Annotated in this window: 22 protein-coding genes; 16 read left to right on the top strand and 6 right to left on the bottom strand. The window is 71.5% G+C overall.

Annotated elements, in window-relative coordinates:
- Positions 1-15: 15 nt before the first annotated feature.
- Positions 16-1,161 (top strand): MFS transporter, encoded by a 1,146-nt coding sequence (locus ACTMTI_RS15015; protein ID WP_441120912.1) that lies wholly within the window; start codon positions 16-18, stop codon positions 1,159-1,161.
- A 203-nt stretch (positions 1,162-1,364) separates the two neighbouring features.
- Here the strand turns inward: ACTMTI_RS15015 and ligD are convergent, their stop codons facing one another.
- Positions 1,365-2,375, bottom strand: coding sequence for a non-homologous end-joining DNA ligase (gene ligD / locus ACTMTI_RS15010; protein ID WP_441120911.1), 1,011 nt, complete (start codon positions 2,373-2,375; stop codon positions 1,365-1,367).
- Between the two features lie 400 nt (positions 2,376-2,775).
- Here ligD and hisD point away from each other — a divergent pair, with 400 nt between their 5' ends.
- Genes hisD through hisF form a run of 9 tightly spaced genes read left to right on the top strand, consistent with a single transcriptional unit; the run spans position 2,776 to position 8,767 of the window.
- The gene (gene hisD, locus ACTMTI_RS15005) at positions 2,776-4,092 is read left to right on the top strand and encodes a histidinol dehydrogenase (protein WP_441120910.1); all 1,317 of its coding nucleotides are present in this window, start codon (positions 2,776-2,778) and stop codon (positions 4,090-4,092) included.
- Positions 4,089-5,159 carry a histidinol-phosphate transaminase gene (locus tag ACTMTI_RS15000; RefSeq protein ID WP_441120909.1) on the top strand — a complete coding sequence of 357 codons (1,071 nt, stop codon included), beginning with the start codon at positions 4,089-4,091 and terminating at the stop codon, positions 5,157-5,159. The genes hisD and ACTMTI_RS15000 overlap by 4 nt, the downstream gene beginning before the upstream one ends.
- Positions 5,156-5,749, top strand: a complete 594-nt coding sequence (hisB, locus tag ACTMTI_RS14995; RefSeq protein WP_441120908.1) for an imidazoleglycerol-phosphate dehydratase HisB — start codon at positions 5,156-5,158, stop codon at positions 5,747-5,749. The genes ACTMTI_RS15000 and hisB overlap by 4 nt, the downstream gene beginning before the upstream one ends.
- A complete protein-coding gene (locus ACTMTI_RS14990) occupies positions 5,746-5,901 on the top strand; it encodes a hypothetical protein (RefSeq protein WP_441120907.1) in 156 nt (51 codons plus the stop codon). The genes hisB and ACTMTI_RS14990 overlap by 4 nt, the downstream gene beginning before the upstream one ends.
- Positions 5,898-6,533, top strand: a complete 636-nt coding sequence (gene hisH, locus ACTMTI_RS14985; RefSeq protein ID WP_441120906.1) for an imidazole glycerol phosphate synthase subunit HisH — start codon at positions 5,898-5,900, stop codon at positions 6,531-6,533. The genes ACTMTI_RS14990 and hisH overlap by 4 nt, the downstream gene beginning before the upstream one ends.
- Positions 6,526-6,855, top strand: a complete 330-nt coding sequence (locus ACTMTI_RS14980) for a hypothetical protein (RefSeq protein ID WP_441120905.1) — start codon at positions 6,526-6,528, stop codon at positions 6,853-6,855. The genes hisH and ACTMTI_RS14980 overlap by 8 nt, the downstream gene beginning before the upstream one ends.
- The gene (priA, locus tag ACTMTI_RS14975; protein WP_441120904.1) at positions 6,856-7,578 is read left to right on the top strand and encodes a bifunctional 1-(5-phosphoribosyl)-5-((5-phosphoribosylamino)methylideneamino)imidazole-4-carboxamide isomerase/phosphoribosylanthranilate isomerase PriA; all 723 of its coding nucleotides are present in this window, start codon (positions 6,856-6,858) and stop codon (positions 7,576-7,578) included. It abuts the gene before it with no gap.
- Between the two features lie 20 nt (positions 7,579-7,598).
- Positions 7,599-8,009 carry a Rid family hydrolase gene (locus tag ACTMTI_RS14970; protein WP_441120903.1) on the top strand — a complete coding sequence of 137 codons (411 nt, stop codon included), beginning with the start codon at positions 7,599-7,601 and terminating at the stop codon, positions 8,007-8,009.
- Entirely contained in the window at positions 8,006-8,767 is a 762-nt protein-coding gene (hisF, locus tag ACTMTI_RS14965; protein WP_441120902.1) for an imidazole glycerol phosphate synthase subunit HisF, read from the top strand. The genes ACTMTI_RS14970 and hisF overlap by 4 nt, the downstream gene beginning before the upstream one ends.
- 141 nt (positions 8,768-8,908) lie before the next feature.
- Here the strand turns inward: hisF and ACTMTI_RS14960 are convergent, their stop codons facing one another.
- From ACTMTI_RS14960 to ACTMTI_RS14950, 3 genes are all read right to left on the bottom strand, one after another.
- Complete coding sequence (locus tag ACTMTI_RS14960; protein WP_441120901.1) at positions 8,909-10,270, bottom strand: glutamine synthetase family protein; 1,362 nt, start codon at positions 10,268-10,270, stop codon at positions 8,909-8,911.
- Between the two features lie 61 nt (positions 10,271-10,331).
- On the bottom strand, positions 10,332-10,493 hold the full coding sequence (locus tag ACTMTI_RS14955; protein WP_357598428.1) for a hypothetical protein: 162 nt from the start codon (positions 10,491-10,493) through the stop codon (positions 10,332-10,334).
- Between the two features lie 199 nt (positions 10,494-10,692).
- The gene (locus ACTMTI_RS14950; RefSeq protein WP_441120900.1) at positions 10,693-11,322 is read right to left on the bottom strand and encodes a TIGR03085 family metal-binding protein; all 630 of its coding nucleotides are present in this window, start codon (positions 11,320-11,322) and stop codon (positions 10,693-10,695) included.
- A gap of 143 nt (positions 11,323-11,465) precedes the next feature.
- On the opposite strand from ACTMTI_RS14950, the gene ACTMTI_RS14945 reads away from it, so the two are divergent.
- Positions 11,466-13,265: an ABC transporter ATP-binding protein gene (locus ACTMTI_RS14945; protein ID WP_441121201.1), complete on the top strand. Its 1,800-nt coding sequence runs from the start codon at positions 11,466-11,468 to the stop codon at positions 13,263-13,265.
- Entirely contained in the window at positions 13,262-15,043 is a 1,782-nt protein-coding gene (locus ACTMTI_RS14940) for an ABC transporter ATP-binding protein (RefSeq protein WP_441120899.1), read from the top strand. The genes ACTMTI_RS14945 and ACTMTI_RS14940 overlap by 4 nt, the downstream gene beginning before the upstream one ends.
- A 27-nt stretch (positions 15,044-15,070) precedes the next feature.
- On the opposite strand, the gene ACTMTI_RS14935 is transcribed toward ACTMTI_RS14940, so the two are convergent.
- Both ACTMTI_RS14935 and ACTMTI_RS14930 read right to left on the bottom strand, forming a co-directional pair.
- Entirely contained in the window at positions 15,071-15,460 is a 390-nt protein-coding gene (locus tag ACTMTI_RS14935) for an ATP-binding protein (RefSeq protein ID WP_441120898.1), read from the bottom strand.
- Entirely contained in the window at positions 15,453-16,286 is an 834-nt protein-coding gene (locus ACTMTI_RS14930; RefSeq protein ID WP_441120897.1) for an MEDS domain-containing protein, read from the bottom strand. The genes ACTMTI_RS14935 and ACTMTI_RS14930 overlap by 8 nt, the downstream gene beginning before the upstream one ends.
- 234 nt (positions 16,287-16,520) lie before the next feature.
- Here ACTMTI_RS14930 and ACTMTI_RS14925 point away from each other — a divergent pair, with 234 nt between their 5' ends.
- The 4 genes from ACTMTI_RS14925 (at position 16,521) to ACTMTI_RS14910 (ending at position 18,497) form a co-directional block, all read left to right on the top strand.
- On the top strand, positions 16,521-16,856 hold the full coding sequence (locus ACTMTI_RS14925) for an STAS domain-containing protein (protein ID WP_441120896.1): 336 nt from the start codon (positions 16,521-16,523) through the stop codon (positions 16,854-16,856).
- A gap of 66 nt (positions 16,857-16,922) precedes the next feature.
- Positions 16,923-17,270, top strand: coding sequence for a phosphoribosyl-AMP cyclohydrolase (gene hisI, locus ACTMTI_RS14920; protein ID WP_441120895.1), 348 nt, complete (start codon positions 16,923-16,925; stop codon positions 17,268-17,270).
- The gene (locus tag ACTMTI_RS14915) at positions 17,271-17,858 is read left to right on the top strand and encodes a Trp biosynthesis-associated membrane protein (protein WP_441120894.1); all 588 of its coding nucleotides are present in this window, start codon (positions 17,271-17,273) and stop codon (positions 17,856-17,858) included.
- 108 nt (positions 17,859-17,966) lie between these two features.
- The gene (locus tag ACTMTI_RS14910) at positions 17,967-18,497 is read left to right on the top strand and encodes a DUF4190 domain-containing protein (protein ID WP_441120893.1); all 531 of its coding nucleotides are present in this window, start codon (positions 17,967-17,969) and stop codon (positions 18,495-18,497) included.
- The last annotated feature ends 189 nt before the right edge of the window (positions 18,498-18,686 follow it).

Here is an 18,686-nt window from a genome sequence, read left to right as displayed (position 1 = left end):
GGAAATGATCGGGGAGTGACCAACAGAATCCCGATGCTCGCCGCCGGCCACGCGACTGTGGACTTCTACCAGGGTGCGGTCCCGGCGCTCGTGCCGTTCCTGGTGGCCGAGCGCGGCTACGGCTATGTCGCCGTCTCGGGCGTCGTGCTGGCGGCCACGCTGCTGTCGTCGATCGTGCAGCCGGTGTTCGGTGTGCTGACCGACAGGTGGCGGATGCCGTGGCTGATCCCGGTGAGCATGGTCGTGGCCGGCGCCGGGGTGGCGGTGGGCGGCGTGACGGACTCCTACGTGCTCACCTGGCTGGCGGTGGCGCTGTCCGGGCTGGGCGTGGCCGCCTACCATCCCGAGTCGGCGCGGCTGGCCAGGGTCGCCAGCGCCGGCGGGCATGTCCGGATGAGCTGGTTCTCGCTGGGCGGGACGCTGGGGTTCGCCTCGGCTCCGGTGCTGGTGACGCCGTTGCTGTCGGTGTGGGGCCTGGGCGCCTCGCCGCTTCTCGCCGCGCCGGCCGTGGTGGGCGCGCTCGTGACGCTCCCGGCCGTCCGGGCGCTCGCCGGGGGCGGGCAGGCGGCGCGGGCGGCTGAGCCGGTGTCCGGCCGGGACGACTGGCGGTCGTTCGCCCGGCTGACGCTGGTGATCGTCTTCCGTTCGATCGTGTACGTGGGGCTGAGCGCTTTCGTGGCCCTCTACATGGGAGGCGGGGCGGCGGGCGCGGTGGCGCTGTTCGTGCTGTTCGCGGGCGGGGCGGCGGGCACCGTGCTGGGCGGCCGGCTGGCCGTCCGCTGGGGCCGGGTACGCACGATGCGCCTGGCCTACGCGGTGGCGATCCCCGCGGTCGCGGGCGTGGTGCTGGCGCCGGGGCCGGCCGCGTACGCGTTCATCGCCGCCTCCTCGATCGCCCTGTACGCCCCGTTCTCCCTGCATGTCACGCTGGGCCAGGACTTCCTGCCGCGCCGGGTGGGCACGGCCAGCGGCGTGACCCTGGGGCTGGCGGTGAGCGTGGGCGGCCTGGCCAGCCCGCTGGTGGGTGCGATCGCGGAGGCCGCCACGCTGAGGACGGCGCTGGCCTGCCTGATCGCGTTCCCGGTCCTGGCCTGGCTGGTGGCCCGCACGCTGAAGGAGCCCGCGCTCGAGCCGGCGACTGACGAAGGGCGCCGGGTCTAGGAAGGAACCGCTCAGGCGGGCAAGCGCGCGACGTCGCGGTGCCGCGCCCGCGCGGCCGAGGAGCGTCGGACTGACGGCCGGCCGGGACGACGGTGGGTCGCGGCCACCTCGGCGGCGCCGTAAAGACCGGGAAAGCCCGGCGCCCGCGCCCGGGGATGGCGCGATGCGGGCGTCCGGCCGCCGCAGAGAGACGATCAAGATGGTCAGCCGGTCGCGGCGTTGCCGCCGGGGTGTTGGGGGAGGAGGTCGGCGGTGGTGGCGTCGGCCGGCGCGCAGTCCGGGCGCAGCCCGCGCCAGGAGGGGTGGCGCAGCATGCCGTCGGCGGTGACCGCGGCGTACTGCACCTCGCCGACCACCTGCGGTTCGACCCAGTGCGCGCCGCGGGCGTGCTCGCGCGGCACCGGCTCGGCGAACGGCGGGTCCGGCCGTTCCAGCGGCGTCAGCCGGGCGTGCAGGTCGCGCAGCATGGCCTCGGTGAACCCGGTGCCGACGTGTCCCACGTACAGCAGCCGTCCGCGCCGGTCGTGCGCGCCCAGCAGCAGCGATCCGATCGTTCCCGAGCGCCGTCCGCCGCCGGGCTGCCAGCCGCCGATCACGACCTCGACGGTGCTGACGTTCTTGACCTTGAGCCACTCACCGGTGCGCTTGCCGGGCCGGTACGGCGAGGCCAGCCGCTTGCACACCACCCCTTCGAGGCCGAGTTGCCGGGAGGAACGGAGCGCGTGCCGGGCGTCGTCGGCGAACCAGACGGGCACCTCCCACCGGTATCCGGGCGTGAAGGTGTTCTCGAGCAGGTCCCTGCGCGCGGTGTACGGCAGGGGGACCGAGCTCGCGTCGTCGAGATGCAGGATGTCGAACGCCATGAACGTCACCGGCACCGCCTTGACCAGCTCCGCCACGGCGGCGGGGTGTCGCTGGTGCATGCGTGGCTGCAGGGCCCCGAAGCTGGGCCGTCCGGCCTCGTCGAACGCCACGATCTCCCCGTCGATCACGGCCGGGTGTCCGCCGGTGGCGCCGGCCATGAGCTGGAGCTCGGGGTAGCCGGGGGTCATGTCGTTGCCGTTGCGCGACATCAGGCGGACGGCGCCGCTCTCGATGTAGGCCAGGGCGCGCACGCCGTCCCATTTCATCTCCACGGCCCATTCCGTGCCCTGGACGGAGGTCAGGGTGCCGGGCTGGGCGAGCATCGGCGCGTACGCCGGCAGCCGCACCATGGCACATGCCGTACCCCGTCCGGCTGATCGACAGTGGCGGATCGGGGTTTGCAGATGGTCAAGGCGTGTTGTCGCGCTGCTGGTCGCCGCGACGTGCCGGTGAGTCGCCTTCACCGAAAAAGATGACTTAACGTTACTTTGCAGTGCGGAGAGTATTTCGTGGTACGCGCGTTAGGGCGGGCGCGTGATGGGCAGTGGAAGCCGCCGGAAGCGTTTCCCCAGCCGTGGCCGCGCCCCCGTGGCGGCCACGGCGCCCGCCCCGGCAGGCCCGGTCCGGGGTGGCGACGGCCGTGGGGAGCGGCGTCGCGAACGCCGCCCCCACGGCCGTCGCGTGTTCCCGCGAACGTCCCGCAGTATGGACAGAACGAGATTCAGGTGCTGGACTCCGTAGACTGTCAGGGTGATTTCCCGTATCGACATGCGCGGTTCACTTCCGGAGGACCTGCGCCACGTGCTGCCACGCGCCGAGCTCGACGTCGAGGCCGCCCTGGAGAAGGTGCGGCCCATCTGCGACGACGTGCGCCATCGCGGGGCGGCAGCCGTACGGGAGCTGACCGCCAGGTTCGACGGTGTCGAGATCGCCACCACCCGCGTCCCCGCCGAGGCCATCGATCGCGCCCTGCGCGAGCTCGACCCCAAGGTGCGGGCGGCGCTGGAGGAGTCGATCAGGCGGGCCCGGCTGGTCCACCGCGACCAGCGGCGCGCCGACGTCACCACCCAGGTGGTGCCCGGCGGCACCGTGACCGAGCGATGGGTGCCGGTCGATCGGGTGGGGCTCTACGTCCCCGGCGGGCGCGCCGTCTATCCCTCCAGCGTGGTGATGAACGTCGTCCCCGCCCAGGAGGCCGGCGTCGGCTCGCTGGCGGTCGCCAGCCCGGCGCAGAAGGAGTTCGGCGGGCTGCCGCACCCCACGATCCTGGCCGCGTGCGCGCTGCTCGGCGTGGACGAGGTCTACAACGTCGGCGGGGCACAGGCGGTGGCCATGTTCGCCTACGGCACCGAGGAGTGCCCGCCGGCCACCATGGTGACCGGTCCCGGCAACATCTGGGTCGCCGCGGCCAAGCGCCTGCTCAAGGGGCGCATCGGCATCGACTCCGAGGCGGGCCCGACCGAGATCGCCATCCTGGCCGATGAGACGGCCGACCCGGTCCACGTGGCCGCCGACCTGATCAGCCAGGCCGAGCACGACACGATCGCCGCCGCCGTGCTGGTCACCACCAGCGTCGAGCTGGCCGAGGCGGTCGAGAGGGAGCTGCCCGGGCAGGTCGCGGCCACCAAGCACGCCGAGCGCATCACCGAGGCGCTGCGCGGCCGGCAGTCGGGCATCGTGCTGGTCTCCTCCATCGAGGACGGCATCAAGGTCGTGGACGCGTACGCCGCCGAGCACCTGGAGATCCACACCGCCGACGCCGCGCAGATCGCCGCGCGGATACGCAACGCCGGTGCGATCTTCGTGGGCACGTACGCGCCGGTCTCGCTCGGCGACTACCTCGCCGGGTCCAACCACGTGCTGCCCACGGGCGGCTGCGCCTGCCACTCCAGCGGCCTGTCGGTGCAGTCGTTCCTGCGCGGCATCCACGTCGTCGACTACACCCGCGAGGCGCTCGCGGGAGCGGCGGCCCACGTGTCGGTCCTGGCCGACGCCGAAGACCTGCCGGCGCACGGCGCCGCGATCCGCGCCCGTTTCGACTGGCGAGTGCCCACGGAGACCGAGTGAACCTGGACGATCTGCCCATCCGCGACGACCTGAGGGGCAAGACGCCGTACGGCGCGCCCCAGATCGACGTCCCGGTCCGGCTCAACACCAACGAAAACCCCTACCCGCCCTCCGCGGAGCTGGTCGCCGACCTGGCCGAGGCGGTCCGCGCCCATGCGGGCGAGCTCAACCGCTACCCCGACAGGGACGCCGCCGACCTGCGCGCCGACCTCGCGGACTACCTCGGGCACGGGCTGAGCACCGAGCAGGTGTGGGCCGCCAACGGCTCCAACGAGGTGCTCCAGCAGATCCTGCAGGCGTTCGGCGGCCACGGCCGCACCGCCATCGGGTTCGAGCCGTCCTACTCGATGCACCCGATCATCACCAGCGGCACCAACACCGAGTGGATCCGGGCCAGCCGTGAGGAGGACTTCTCCCTCGACCCCGGCAAGGCCGCGGCGGCGATCGAGGAGCACCGGCCCGACATCGTGTTCCTGGCCTCGCCCAACAACCCGACGGGCACCGCCCAGCCGATCGAGACGATCGAGGCGGTCCTGGCCGCCGCGCCGGGCATGGTCGTGGTCGACGAGGCCTACGCCGAGTTCGCCCGCGAGGGCACGCCGTCGGCGCTGACGCTGCTGCCCGCGCACCCGAGGCTGATCGTCACCAGGACGATGTCCAAGGCGTTCGCCATGGCCGGCACGCGGCTCGGCTACCTGGCCGCGCACCCGGTCGTGGTGCAGGCGCTGCTGCTGGTGCGGCTGCCGTACCATCTGTCGACGCTCACCCAGACGGCGGCGCGCGTGGCGCTGCGGCACCGCGCCGAGCTGCTCGGCACGGTGGACGCGCTGCGGCGCGAGCGTGACGAGACCGTGGCGTGGCTGCGGTCCCAGGGGCTGGCGGTGGCCGACTCCGACGCCAACTTCGTGCTGTTCGGGCGCTTCCCCGACCGGCGCAAGGTGTGGGAGGGGCTGCTGGAGCGCGGTGTGCTCATCCGCGAGGTGGGTCCGCCCGAATGGCTGCGTGTGTCGATCGGCACCGGCGAGGAGATGGCGGCCTTCCGCGCCGCCCTGGAAGGAGTCCTGTGAGTCGCGTAGGCCGCGTGGAGCGCGTTACGAAGGAGACCTCGGTCCTGGTGGAGGTCGGCCTCGACGGCACCGGCCGGGTCGAGGTGGCGACCGGGGTCGGCTTCTTCGACCACATGCTGGCCCAGCTCGGCAAGCACGGGCTCTTCGACCTGACCGTCAAGACCGAGGGCGACCTGCACATCGACGCGCACCACACGATCGAGGACACCGCGCTGGCGCTGGGTACGGCGTTCCGCGAGGCGTTGGGTGACAAGTCGGGCATCAGGCGGTTCGGTAGTGCGGCGTGCCCGCTGGACGAGTCGCTCGCCCAGGTCACCGTGGACCTGTCCGGGCGGCCTTACCTCGTGCACTCCGAGCCCGAGGGCATGGCGCCGATGATCGGCCCCGACTACGACACGACGATGACGCGCCACATCCTCGAGTCGCTCGTCGCGCAGGCCGCGATCTGCCTGCACGTGCACGTCCCGTACGGGCGCAACGCCCACCACATCGTGGAGGCCCAGTTCAAGGCGCTGGCCAGGGCGCTGCGCGAGGCGTCGGAGCTGGACCCGCGAGCCACCGGGGTGCCCAGCACCAAGGGCGTCCTATGACGGACAACCTGATCGCCGGTGTGATGGTGTTCATCGGGTTGTTCCTCATCGGCGGCGTGTTCTCCCTGGCCAGGCAGGGACTCAAGATCGGTGCCGTCGTCTGCGCGGTCGGCGCGGCGATGGCGGTCACGGCGGGGGTGCTGTGGTGGTGAAGAAGAACATCGTGGTGCTCGACTACGGGTCGGGCAATCTGCGCTCCGCGGAGCGGGCCCTGGCCCGGGCGGGCGCCGACGTGACCGTGACATCCGACTTCGAGACCGCGCTCGACGCCGACGGGCTGGTCGTGCCCGGCGTCGGCGCGTTCGAGGCGTGCATGGCCGGGCTCAAGAGCGTCCGCGGTGAGCAGATCATCGGCCGGCGCCTGTCCGGCGGCCGCCCGGTGCTGGGCATCTGCGTCGGCATGCAGATCCTGTTCGCCCGGGGTGTCGAGCACGGCGTGGAGACCGAGGGCTGCGGCGAGTGGCCGGGCACCGTCGAGCGGCTCGACGCGCCCGTGCTGCCCCACATGGGCTGGAACACCGTCAAGGCGCCCACCGGCAGCGTGCTGTTCGCCGGCCTCGACGCCGCCACCCGCTTCTACTTCGTCCACTCCTACGGCGTGCGCGAGTGGGAGCTGCGCACCGGCGAGGGGTTCGCCGAGCCGCTCGTCACGTGGGCCGAGCACGGCGTGCCGTTCGTGGCCGCCGTGGAGAACGGCCCGCTCATGGCCACCCAGTTCCACCCGGAGAAGTCCGGCGACACCGGCGCCGTACTCCTCAAGAACTGGCTCGCGACCGTTGAGTAAGGAGCGGGCGCGCCGGCGGGCCGAGCGCGAGGCCGAGCGGGCCCGCGCGATGCGGGCCAACGAGGAGCGGCAGGCACGCCGGGCGCGCCGCCGTGCCCTCCTGGCCCGGCTCACCCCGCGCCCGGTGCGGATCGCCCGCCAAGGCGGCCTGCTCGCCCGCCGCCAGCGCGCCCAGAACGCCGCGGTGGCCGCCGGCTTCCTGCTCGTCCAGGCCATCGTCTGGCTGATCTGGGGATCGTTCTTCCTCAGCTTCGCCGTCCTGGTCTTCTCCCTGCTGCTCGCACCCGTTGTCGTGACCCTCGCCTTCGACCGGAGGATCTGAATGTCGCTCGTATTGCTGCCCGCCGTGGACATCGTCGACGGCCAGGCCGTACGCCTGGTCCAGGGCGAGGCCGGGACCGAGACCGGCTACGGCGAGCCGCTCGCCGCCGCGCTGGCCTGGCAGGAGGCAGGCGCCGAGTGGATCCACATGGTCGACCTGGACGCCGCGTTCGGCCGGGGCGGCAACCGGGAGCTGATCGCCGACGCGATCGGCAGGCTGGACGTGGACGTGGAGCTGTCCGGCGGCATCCGAGACAACGCGTCCCTGGCCGCCGCGCTGGCCACCGGCTGCCGCCGGGTCAACATCGGCACCGCCGCGCTGGAGAACCCCGACTGGTGCCGGAAGGTCATCGCCGAGCACGGCGACAAGATCGCGGTCGGGCTCGACGTGCGCGGCACCACCCTGGCCGCGCGCGGCTGGACCGAGGAGGGCGGCGACCTGTGGGAGGTGCTCGACCGCCTGGAGGCCGACGGCTGCCCCCGCTACGTGGTCACCGACGTGACCAAGGACGGCATGCTCCAGGGCCCCAACCTCGATCTCTACCGCCAGCTCTGCGCCCGCACCGACAAGCCCGTCATCGCGAGCGGCGGCGTCTCCAGCCTCGATGACCTGGTCGCACTCGCTTCTCTCGTCCCCGACGGAGTGGAGGGGGCCATCGTGGGCAGGGCCCTGTACGCTCACGCGTTCACACTGGAAAACGCGCTTGCCGCGGTTCGCGTGTAGCTTCGCCGGGAGGGGGCGGAATGAGTGTCGGTAGCGTCAGCATGCACAGAAGCGGACCAAGGGTGTTCTCTGGCGGCGTCTGGGAGGAGAAGTACGGCTACGCCCGTGCCGTAGTCGTGGGAGATCGGGTGATCGTGTCCGGCTGCACGGCCACGGTCGACGGAGAGGTCCATCACATCGGCGACGCCTACCAGCAGAGCCTGACGGCGCTCGAGATCGCGCTGGAAGCCGTCTTGACGGGCGGTCTCACCCGCGAGGACGTCGTCATGGTCCGCTACTACGTGGTGGAGCAGCGCCACTTCGACCTCGTGGGCCGGGCCCTCGCCGAGGTCTTCGCAAGCGTGCGCCCCGCCTGCACGGGAGTGCGGGTGGCCGGCCTGGTCGACCCTAGAATGCTGGTTGAGATCGAAATCGAGGCACTGCGAGCATGACCGTAGCGGTAAGAGTCATTCCCTGTCTCGACGTGGACGCCGGACGCGTGGTCAAGGGCGTCAACTTCGAGAACCTGCGCGATGCGGGCGACCCCGTCGAGCTGGCCAGGCGCTACGACGAGGAGGGCGCCGACGAGCTGACCTTCCTCGACATCACCGCGTCGTCGGGCGAGCGCGAGACCATGCTCGACGTCGTACGCAGGACGGCCGAGCAGGTGTTCATCCCGCTCACCGTCGGCGGCGGCGTGCGCTCGGTCGAGGACGTCGACCGGCTGCTGCGGGCCGGCGCCGACAAGGTGTCGCTCAACACGGCCGCCATCGCCAGGCCAGAGCTGCTCACCGAGGCGTCCCGGCGGTTCGGCGCCCAGTGCGTCGTGCTGTCCGTCGACGCCCGCCGGGCGCCCGGCACCCCCAGCGGCTTCGAGGTCACCACGCACGGCGGGCGGCGCGGGACCGGGATCGACGCGGTGGAGTGGGCGGCGCGCGGCGAGGAGCTGGGCGTGGGCGAAATCCTGCTCAACTCGATGGACGGCGACGGCACGCTCGACGGTTACGACCTGGAGATGCTGCGGGCCGTCCGGGAGGCCGTCCGCGTCCCGGTGATCGCCAGTGGCGGGGCCGGGCGCCTGGAGGACTTTCCGCCCGCGGTGGCCGCGGGCGCGGACGCCGTCCTGGCGGCCTCGGTGTTCCACTTCGGCACACTCAAGATCTCCGAGGTCAAGAACACGCTCCGCCTGGCCGGCCACCCGGTCCGGTAGGCGTGCCGCCGCCCGGACGCGTATGCGCCGGGCGGCGTGGTGCGGTGCCCTGCGCCGGCGTGCCGGGTGGTGTGGCGCGCTGCCGAGTCCCCTGGGCCGTGCGTGCGGCGCGGTGCCGCCCACGGGACCCGGTGACACGCGTCAGAACACCCGCATGTGGTGGAACAGCTCGTACGAGACGTCCTTGGCGGCGAACGCGGCCGCCTCGGAGCGCTTGACCGCCAGATACGCGCTACGCCGCAGCGGCCCCAGCGCCTCCATGAGCACCTCGTCCGCCTCCAGCGCGTCCAGCGCCTCATCCAGTGAGGACGGCAGGCGCGGGTAGTGCCCCGGCCGGGTGTCCGGGTCCACGTCCACGGGCGATCCCGGATCCAGCTTGCGCCGGATCCCGTCCAGTCCCGCGTGGATGACGGCCCCCAGCGACAGGTACGGGTTCGCGGAGGAGTCCGACGGCTTCAGCTCCAGATTGGGCTCGCCGGTCTCGCCCAGCGGCGAGCACACGCGGATCGCCGCCTCCCGGTTGTCGGGCCCGTACACGGCGTACGCGCCGGCCCACGTACGGGGCGCCAGGCGGCGGAAGCTGTTGACGGTGCCGCACGTCAGCGCGGTCAGGGCGGGCAGGTGGGCGATGAGCCCGCCGATGAAGGCGTCACGGACCTCGCCGTCGTCGGCGAAGACGTTGTGGGTGTCGCTCCACAGCGAAAGGTGCAGGTGGGCGCCGTTGCCGGCCTGGTCGGCGAAGGGTTTGGGCGCCAGCGTGGCCCACATCTGCATGCGCATGGCCATGCCGCGTACGGTCTCGCGGTAAAGAACGTGGTTGTCGGCGGCGCGCATCGCGGGCGCGTGGCGGATCGACAGCTCCTGCTGGCCCGGTCCGAGCTCGGGATGGTAATGCTCGACGCGCAGCCCTTGCGTCTCCAGGGCGCGGATGAGCTTCATGGTGTAGTCGTGCGCCGTGTCGAATCCGGTGGCGGCGTAGCACAGGGTGTCGTCGATGGGCACGAGCCGGTCGAGGCCGCCGGTCGGGTCGGGCAGGCGGCGGCCGATGGTGAACTCCGGCTCGAACGCCGCGACCAGCGTGTAACCCTCCGTGGCGAGCTCTGCGATCGCGTCCCTGAGAAACGTCCGCGGGCACGCCTCCCAGGGCGAGCCGTCCGGCAGGCGCAGGTCCGACATCATCGCGGCCGCGCCCGGTGCGTGCGGCAACGGGACGTACGTGGCGGGGTCCGGGACAATGCGGACCTCGCCCACCGGACCCATGTGCTCGACCTCCTGGAGCTGGTCGAGCATGTTCATCGCCATCATGGCCACCGTGTGCCCGATGCCTGTGCCGAGCCGTTCGGCGAGCCGTGACCGTGATGTCGCCTTGCCACGGATCACGCCACCGTGGTCGGCGTACAGGAAACGGATCAGCTCGATGCCCTCGAGCTCGGCTCGCTCGAGGATGCGCCGCGCGTTCGGATCGAGCTGATTGATCTTGATGCCGCTGGGGCGATCTCTCATCCTGCCTGCGTAACACGATCTGGCAGCGCGGGGAAGCATCTAGCGCAGACAGAACTCCCCGTCAGGTCAGAACATTTGTGAAGAAGACAGCCAGTTGGTTGGCTCCTTGAAGAATCCCATCAAACACTCCGTTGACCGCCGCCGCAGCCTGGGCCGGCTTGGTGAACAGGTAGAACACCACGAACGCGACAGCCACGTAGGTGAGCACCTTCTTGACCTGCATGGGGGGCCTCCTGCAGTCCATTCCCAGCCGTATATACCCGGATCTGGGCGATCACTGGCATCTTCTGTGAAGATGTTCATGATCCTAACCGGGGGGCTTCTTTCCTATGCCATGGTACGGGCTTGGGATTGCTCGCAAGCGCCTGCCACACCGTGATTTTCGCAATAGGCCCGATAACTCCGCCTGCCCCTGGAAGCCCCTAGAGGCCGAGGGAGGCGCCGCGAAGCAGGTCGACGTCATGGGGCTCGCCCGTGAGCTCCACCCTGGCGTGCTCCTGGCGGCCGAAGCAGAACATCAGCAGCTCCGAGGCCGTCCCCGTCACCTCGACCCGGGAACCGTGCCGAGGGCCGCCGAGCGCCACACCGCCGCCGAGGCGGTGCATCACCACGCCCACGGGCGACCTGCGCAGCATCAACCGGGCGCCGGTCGAGACCCGCTTCCAGATGAGCCGGTCGAAATCGGCGGGCAGTTCGCGGGGCTCCCACGACGGCTGGGCGCGGCGCACGTCCTCGTGGTGCACGAAGTACTCCAGCGTGTTGACCGCCTCGTCGAGGACGGGCAGCAGGCCGTAGATGCCGCCGGGCCGGCGTACGAGGCCGACCAGTTCGGGATAGGGATGCTTGGCCTTGAGGCCGTTCTGCACCGCGGCGGTGTAGCCGGCCAGCGGCTTGAGCGCGATGCCGCCCATCGCGTCCGGTCTGCGCTCGCGCAACACCAGGTGGGCGGCCAGGTCATAGGTGGTCCAGCCGGTGCAGAGCGTCGGTGCGTCGGGGCCGAGCCGGTCGAACAGATCGCAAAGCGCGGAGCGTTCGCCACTAGCGTGAGTCACATGCTCAACCCTACCTGCGGGGAATAACGAGACGATCAGCAGTGGGGAATAACGAGACGATCAGCAGTGATGTAGTGACTTACGCAGATAAGTCCGTTTGAAAGGATGCCTACCGAGTGGCGAGCAAGGTCACCTCGGCCGTCATGCGTCAAGGACTGCGCGTCCTTGGGGTGGCCATTCGCACTGAGAAGGCGGTGTTCGCGCTGGCCGTGCTGGCCAGCGCGGTCTACGGCGGCATGACCGTCGCCTCCGCCTGGGCGCTCGGCTGGGCAACCCAGAACGTGGTGCTGCCCGCCTTCGCCCAAGACCACGTCGCCTCGGGCGCACTGTGGACGGGAACGTTCCTCATCTTCGGCACGGCGCTGCTCAAGGCGCTCGGTGTGGCGGGCCGGCGCATCATGGCCGGGCTCATGCAGTACCGCATGCAGGCCAGGTCCCGCAGGGACGTGTCCAAGCAGTACCTGCGGCTGCCGCTGTCCTGGCACCACCGGCACCCGACCGGGCAGCTGCTGTCGAACGCCAGCTCCGACGCCGAGGCCGCCTGGGCGCCGCTCGCGCCGCTGCCGATGGCCGTGGGCGTGATCGTCATGCTGTTCACCGCGGCGATCGCGATGCTGTTCACGGATCTCGTCCTGGCCGTGGTGGGTTTCCTGATCTTCCCGGCGATCGCCGTGCTCAACCTGATCTATCAGCGCAGGCTCAGCCCGCTCGCCACCCGCGCGCAGCAGCTGCGTGCCGAGGTCAGCGAGATCGCGCACGAGAGCTTCGACGGCGCGCTGGTGGTCAAGACCCTCGGCAGGGAGGAGCTGGAGACCGAGCGGTTCCAGCGCCGGGCCCACGAGCTGCGCGACGCCAACATCGCGGTCGGGCGGGTGCGCGGGCTGTTCGACCCGATGCTGGAGGCGCTGCCCACGATCGGCGTGCTCGCGGTGCTCGCCGTCGGCGCGATGCGCCTGTCCGGCGGCTCCATCGACTCCGGCGACCTGGTCCAGATCGCCTACCTCTTCACACTGCTCGCCTTCCCGATCAGGGCGCTGGGCTGGGTGCTGGCCGAGCTGCCGCGCAGCGTCGTGGGATGGGAGCGGGTGCAGGCCGTGCTGGAGGCGACCGGCTCCATGGAGTACGGCCAGACCGCCACGACCTCGGCCGCGCCCGCCGAGCTGGAGGTACGCGGCGTCTCCTACGCCTACGGCGAGACCGAGGTGCTGCACGACGTCAGCTTCGACGTGCCGGCGGGCCGTACCGTCGCGCTCGTCGGGCCCACCGGATCGGGCAAGTCCACGCTGGTGCAGCTGCTCGCGCGGCTGGTCGACCCCGACGCGGGACAGGTCCTGCTCGACGGCGTCGACCTGCGGCAGCTCGCCTACGGCGGGATCGCCGAGTCGGTGGCGCTGGTGCCGCAGCAGACGTTCCTGTTCGACGACACCGTGCGCGGCAACGTCGCGCTCGGCCTGGAGACCACTGACGAGGACGTGTGGGCGGCGCTGCGGCTGGCGCAGGCCGACGGGTTCGTCGCCCGGCTGGGCTCCGGGCTGAACACGCGCGTGGGCGAACGGGGCACGTCGCTGTCCGGCGGCCAGCGCCAGCGCCTGGCCTTGGCCCGCGCGGTCGTGCGCCGCCCGCGCCTGCTCATTCTCGACGACGCCACCTCCAGCGTGGACCCCCAGGTCGAAGCCAGGATCCTGTACGGGCTCCGCGACGCGGCCGAGTCGTCCACGGTCGTGGTCGTCGCCTACCGGATGGCCACGATCGCGCTCGCCGACGAGGTCGTCTACCTCGACCGCGGCCAGGTCGTGGACCGCGGTTCGCATGAGGAGCTGCTCGCCCGCTGCGCCGGCTACCGCAACCTGGTGACGGCCTACGAGCGGGAAGAGGCCGAGCGCGCCGCCATCGACATCATCCCGGACGAAGCCGACGCCGAAGAGGAAGAGATCACCGCATGACGGCCCAGAGCATCCGGCGCGACTCAGAACGCTCTGCGCTGGCGACCATCCGCCGGGGGCTGTCGTTCACGCCCGAGTTCCGCAAGGGCCTGGCCGGCACGCTGGTGCTGGCCATCGTCGCGACCGTCGGCAAGATCATCGTGCCGATCGCGGTCCAGCAGACCATCGACAGGGGGCTGAAGGGCGGCACGCCCGACATCTCGTACATCACCACGGCCGTCCTGGTGTGCGCGGCCGCCGTGGCGCTGACAGCCTTCGCCGGCTACGTCATGAACGTCCGCCTCTACAAGGCCACCGAATCGTCGCTGGCCACGTTGCGCGTACGCGGCTTCCGGCACGTCCACGACCTGTCCGTGCTCACCCAGAACACCGAGCGGCGCGGTGCCCTGGTCTCGCGCGTCACCGGTGACATCGACCAGATCAGCACGTTCATGCAATGGGGCGGGCTGATGATCATCGTGGCGTTCGGCCAGCTGTTCGTGGCGACCGTGCTGATGTTCGTCTACTCCTGGCAGCTGACGCTGCTGGTCTGGGCCTGCTTCATCCCGCTGATGATCGCCCTGCCGCGCTTCCAGCGGCTGCTGTCGCGGGCGTACACGGCCGTGCGCGAGCGTACCGGCGACATGCTCGCCGCGATCAGCGAGTCCGTCGTCGGCGCCGCCGTCATCCGCGCCTACGCCTCCGAGCGCCGCACCGCCGAGCGCATCGACAAGGCCGTGAACGCCAACCGGGCCGCCCAGGTCAAGGCGCAGACCATCGTCGGCTTCGTCTTCCCGCTGACCGAGATCGTGGCCGCCGTCGCCATCGCCGGGATCGTGCTGCTCGGCGTGCGGCTCGGCCTGTCGGGCGCCATCACGCAGGGTGAGCTGGTGGCATTCCTCTTCCTGGTCACGCTGTTCGTGTCGCCGCTGCAGACCGCCACCGAGGTGCTCAACGAGGCCCAGAACGCCGTCGCGGGCTGGCGGCGCATCCTCGGCGTCCTCGACACCCCGCCGGACGTGGCCGACCCCGGCGACGACGGCGTGGAGCTGCCGCGCGGCCCCATCTCGGTGGCCTTCGAGGACGTGCACTTCTCCTACCCCGGTGGCGCGCCCGTGCTGCGCGAGGTCACGCTGGAGATCCCGCCCCGCTCCCGCATCGCGGTGGTGGGGGAGACCGGGTCGGGCAAGACCACGTTCGCCAAGCTCCTGACGAGGCTGATGGACCCGGAGGCGGGCCGCGTCACGGTCGACGGCCACGATCTGCGCCGGGTCCGCTTCTCGTCGCTGCGGGAGCGCATCGTCATGGTGCCGCAGGACGGCTTCCTGTTCGACGGGACGCTGGCGGAGAACATCCGTTACGGCAAGCCATCGGCCACCCGCGACGAGATCGAGCTGGCGCTGACCGAGCTGGGCCTGGCCGACTGGCTGGAGGGCCTGCCCGCCGGCCTCGACACGCCCGTCGGCCAGCGCGGCGAGTCGCTGTCGGCGGGCGAGCGCCAGCTCGTCGCCCTGGCCCGCGCCTACCTCGCCGACCCCGACCTGCTGCTGCTCGACGAGGCGACCTCGGCGGTGGACCCGGCCACGGAGGTACGGCTGGCCCGCGCGCTGGAGGGCGTCACCCGCGGCCGCACCGCCATCTCGATCGCGCACCGCCTGTCCACCGCGGAGAACGCCGACGAGGTCCTCGTCTTCGACGCGGGCCGGCTGGTGCAGCGCGGCCCGCACGCCGAACTCGTCAAGGAGCCGGGCGTGTACGCCGACCTGCACGACTCCTGGATCTCCGCCGCCCGCTCCTGACGATCATCCGCGGCTCACCCATGAGCCTCACTCGCGTACGGCGGCGAACGTCACGGTCGTCCCCTTCGGCCCCGACACGATCGTGACGTGATCGCACAGCAGCCGCGTCAGCCACAACCCCCGCCCGCCGAACTCGAACCCGGTGGGCGGCCGCATGTCGCTCATCCACCCCGGTGGCAGCCCAGGCCCCTCGTCGGTCACCTCGCACCACAGCCGTCCGCCGTGCGACCACAGCCGCAGCCGCCCGTGCCCGCCGCCGTGCACGACCGCGTTCGTGGTGATCTCGTTGACCGCCAGCACGAAGTCCTCCAGACGCCGCCCGGTCAGCCCCTCGCAGGCGGCGTGCTCGGCCACCGCCCTGCGAAGAAACGTGATGCGCCCCCGCGCGAAGCTCGCGCAGAGCACCTGCCTACACATCGCCCACCCGGCGAACGGCGAGGAACTCCTCGGCCCTGATCAGCCGCAGCACCCGGGCCACGCGGTCGCCGCAGACGACCACCGTGGCCGCCTGCCGCCTGGCCATGGCCAGGGCCGTCAGCAGCTGCGCCGACCCGGCGTCGATGAAGCCGAGCTCGGAGGCGTCGATCACGACCTCGCCCGGCTCCTTCTCCAGCGGCGCCAGCAGCGACGCGAACGCCTGCCTGTTGGTGAGGTCGATGTCGCCCCACACCCGCAGCCCCGGCGAGCAGAGGTTGGCGAAGCGCAACAGCGCCTGCTCGGGCGAGATCGGATGCACGGCGGTGGCCCGGTCGATGGCCTCGCGGGGGAAGAGCTGGCGATCGTACTGGCACACGGCCGCCAGCCACCGCTCGCCGAACAGCTCGTTGGCCGCCGCCTCGAACGCCGCCTGCGCCGGCGCGTCCCGCACGCCCCAGGAGGCGTCGATCAGCGCGTACACGCCGTGCTGCCCGTGCCTGCGCGCCCGGTCCTTGGCCTTGCTCAGCCCGCAGAGCACCCGCTCCGGATCGAGGCAGCCGTCGGTGAAGTGGGTGTCGGCGCAGGCCAGGATCTCCACCTGACCCGCCGACTCGGCGTCGGCGAACCCCGGCACGAGCGGCGCCAGCCAGTCACGCGTCCGCGCGGGGCTGTCCGCGTGCGTGATGATCATCACTTTGGTACGGCGGCGCAGCCCGTTCAGGGTGAACGTCCTCGTGGCCGACATCCGCTCACGCTCGCCCTCGAACGGCAGGCAGATATGGTCACCCAGGTCCGGATCGAGAACGGAGCCCGTGACGTGCACCACGATGGTCGTCCTCCCTAGCACGCGTCGCCACCGAAAATACTCCGTCGCCTGCCCTCACGTTGCGCATTCTCGGTAAAACCCACCGTGACGCGCCCCTGGCCGGTGTACCTTTTCGGCGGGGCCGCTCGCGGGGAGTCCGCTCCCCGTGGTGACGAAACGTCTCGTCCGCGCTTTTGGGGGGAAAGCGCGGGGTGCGTGCCTCCGGCGGGGGGAGGGGTCGTGAGGAGCAGGGGCGTGGAAGTGCTGCGGATGACGCGACGGCGGCATGGTGAGCACGTGGTGGTCAGCCTGGCGGGCGAGGTGGACGTGGACAACGCCTCCCAGATGCGGCAGTGCCTCGACGAGGCGGTGGAGACCCACGGCCCCCGGCTGGTGGTCGACCTGACCGCGCTGACGTTCATCGACACGACGGGGCTCGGCGTCCTGGTGCGCCAGCTCGCGACCTTGCGCGAAAGGGACGGCACGATGGCCCTGGTGGCGCCGGACGGCCAGGTGCTGCGGCGGCTGCGCAGGACCAACCTGGCGCCTCTGTTCCGCATCTACGACACGCTCTCCCAGGCCCTGGCCTGACGCCCCGGCCAGGACCGGCGCGCCGTCGGTGGCGGGGCCGCGGTGGCCGGCTGGTTGAATGGAGTCATGTCCCTTGACCCCAAGATCGCCGCACGGTTGAAGCGCAATCCCGACGGTCTCGTCCCCGCGATCGCCCAGCAGTACGACACCGGCGAGGTGCTCATGCTGGCCTGGATGAACGACGAGGCGCTGCATCGGACGCTCACCACCGGCCGGGCCACCTACTGGTCGCGCAGCCGCGGCGAGTTCTGGGTCAAGGGCGGCACCTCCGGCCACGTCCAGCACGTCAAGGCGGTGGCGCTCGACTGCGACGGCGACACCGTCCTGCTCAAGGTCGACCAGGTGGGCGCCGCGTGCCACACGGGTGACCGGACCTGCTTCGACGCCGATCCGCTCGAGATCGTGCTCGGTTAGATGGGCTCGACCGACACCGCCAGGCCCGCCGCGGCGCGCGGAGAGCTGTGGGGCTGGGTGGCGCTGACCGTCCTGGGCTGCGCCCTCGTGCTGCTGGCCGCAGGCCGGGCCTGGGTGCGGGTCGCGCAGGCCGGGGCGCAGGCACCCACCGGCGGTGAGCTCAGCCCCGTGCTGACGCCCCTCGCGCTGGCCGGGCTGGCGGGCGTGGTCGCCGTGCTGGCCACCAAGGGCGCCGGGCGCCGCGTCGTCGGCGTGCTGCTCGCCCTGTGCGGGGCCGGCGCGGCGGCGGGCACCTGGGCGGCCCTGGACGCCGCCACCGTGACCGGCTGGCTGGCCGAGCGCAACGCCCTGCACGGCGCCGCCGGTCTGTCCTGGGAGCTCATATCGCTCTGGCCCGCCGTGGCAGGCGTGGGCGCGGCCCTGGTGATCGCCGGGGGAGCCGTCGCGATCGTGCGCGGCGGCACGTGGGCGGGCATGTCCGCGCGGTACGAGCGGGGCGAGGGCAAGAGCGCCGCCGAACGGGCCGACGGCGACAAGGCGCTGTGGGACGCGCTCGACCGCGGCGAGGACCCCACGGACTCCCGCTGACACGAGGCGGTCAGGAATTCTCCGCTCTGCTGAACCTCTGCCTGCTCGGTAGGCGTTTCCTCAATAAGCTGCCATCGCAACCCTCCATGACGACGAGGAGCCAGGCGCATGAGCTACGGAGATCAGGGCGGCAACGGCGGTTACGGTGCGCAGCCGTCTGGCGGGGGCTACGGTCAGCAGCCGCCAAGCCACGGCGGCTATGGCCAGCAGCCGCCAAGTTACGGCGGCTATGGTCCGCAGCCCGGCTACGGCCAGCAGCCGCCCAGCTATCCGCAAACGCCGCTCGGCTACGGTCAGTTACCGCCGAGCGCCGGGTTCAGCCAGCCGGGCGGCTACGCCCAGTACGGACCGCCCCCGCAGCCCAGGCCGATCAACGGCATGGCGGTGGCCGCGCTGATCCTCGGCATCGTCGGCCTGATCACGTGCGGCCTGACCAGCATCCCCGGGGTGATCGTCGGGCACCTGTCCCTCAGCCGGATCAAGCGCACGGCCGAGGAGGGGCAGGGGATGGCGGTGGCGGGTCTGGTGACGTCCTACATCATGGTGGCGATCGGCGCGATCCTCTGGCTCTGGTTCGGCAGCCTGATTCTTTCCATCATCGGGCTCGGCGCCGCCGCCTCGACCGCGACCTACGAGTAAGCCGCCGCCTCGGCCGCGACGTACGAGTGATCCGCTGCTAACCTTTCCCGGGCGTAGCCGTGCCGTGACGACCCGCTTGCAGTCCGATTACGAATTGTCCGCAAAGCGGACTTTATTCCGCGTCCCAGGGGCATTCTCGCTAGGCTGCCGCGCACTCGCCACAAAGCTGACGAACGACATGAGAGGTCC

Origin of the sequence: Nonomuraea sp. H19, from assembly GCF_052068215.1 — a bacterium.
Classification (GTDB): Bacteria; Actinomycetota; Actinomycetes; order Streptosporangiales; family Streptosporangiaceae; genus Nonomuraea.
This window is presented reverse-complemented; position numbering and strand designations above follow the sequence as displayed.

What these genes read in the sequence shown, in the direction of transcription:
- ligD (WP_441120911.1), bottom strand. Translation starts at nt 2,375, where the DNA reads ATGGTGCGGCTGCCGGCGTACGCGCCGATGCTCGCCCAGCCCGGCACC.
- ACTMTI_RS14990 (WP_441120907.1), top strand. Translation starts at nt 5,746, where the DNA reads ATGACGGACAACCTGATCGCCGGTGTGATGGTGTTCATCGGGTTGTTC.
- priA (WP_441120904.1), top strand. Translation starts at nt 6,856, where the DNA reads ATGTCGCTCGTATTGCTGCCCGCCGTGGACATCGTCGACGGCCAGGCC.
- ACTMTI_RS14970 (WP_441120903.1), top strand. Translation starts at nt 7,599, where the DNA reads ATGAGTGTCGGTAGCGTCAGCATGCACAGAAGCGGACCAAGGGTGTTC.
- hisF (WP_441120902.1), top strand. Translation starts at nt 8,006, where the DNA reads ATGACCGTAGCGGTAAGAGTCATTCCCTGTCTCGACGTGGACGCCGGA.
- ACTMTI_RS14960 (WP_441120901.1), bottom strand. Translation starts at nt 10,270, where the DNA reads ATGAGAGATCGCCCCAGCGGCATCAAGATCAATCAGCTCGATCCGAAC.
- ACTMTI_RS14955 (WP_357598428.1), bottom strand. Translation starts at nt 10,493, where the DNA reads ATGCAGGTCAAGAAGGTGCTCACCTACGTGGCTGTCGCGTTCGTGGTG.
- ACTMTI_RS14945 (WP_441121201.1), top strand. Translation starts at nt 11,466, where the DNA reads ATGCGTCAAGGACTGCGCGTCCTTGGGGTGGCCATTCGCACTGAGAAG.
- ACTMTI_RS14940 (WP_441120899.1), top strand. Translation starts at nt 13,262, where the DNA reads ATGACGGCCCAGAGCATCCGGCGCGACTCAGAACGCTCTGCGCTGGCG.
- ACTMTI_RS14935 (WP_441120898.1), bottom strand. Translation starts at nt 15,460, where the DNA reads ATGTGTAGGCAGGTGCTCTGCGCGAGCTTCGCGCGGGGGCGCATCACG.
- hisI (WP_441120895.1), top strand. Translation starts at nt 16,923, where the DNA reads ATGTCCCTTGACCCCAAGATCGCCGCACGGTTGAAGCGCAATCCCGAC.
- ACTMTI_RS14915 (WP_441120894.1), top strand. Translation starts at nt 17,271, where the DNA reads ATGGGCTCGACCGACACCGCCAGGCCCGCCGCGGCGCGCGGAGAGCTG.
- ACTMTI_RS14910 (WP_441120893.1), top strand. Translation starts at nt 17,967, where the DNA reads ATGAGCTACGGAGATCAGGGCGGCAACGGCGGTTACGGTGCGCAGCCG.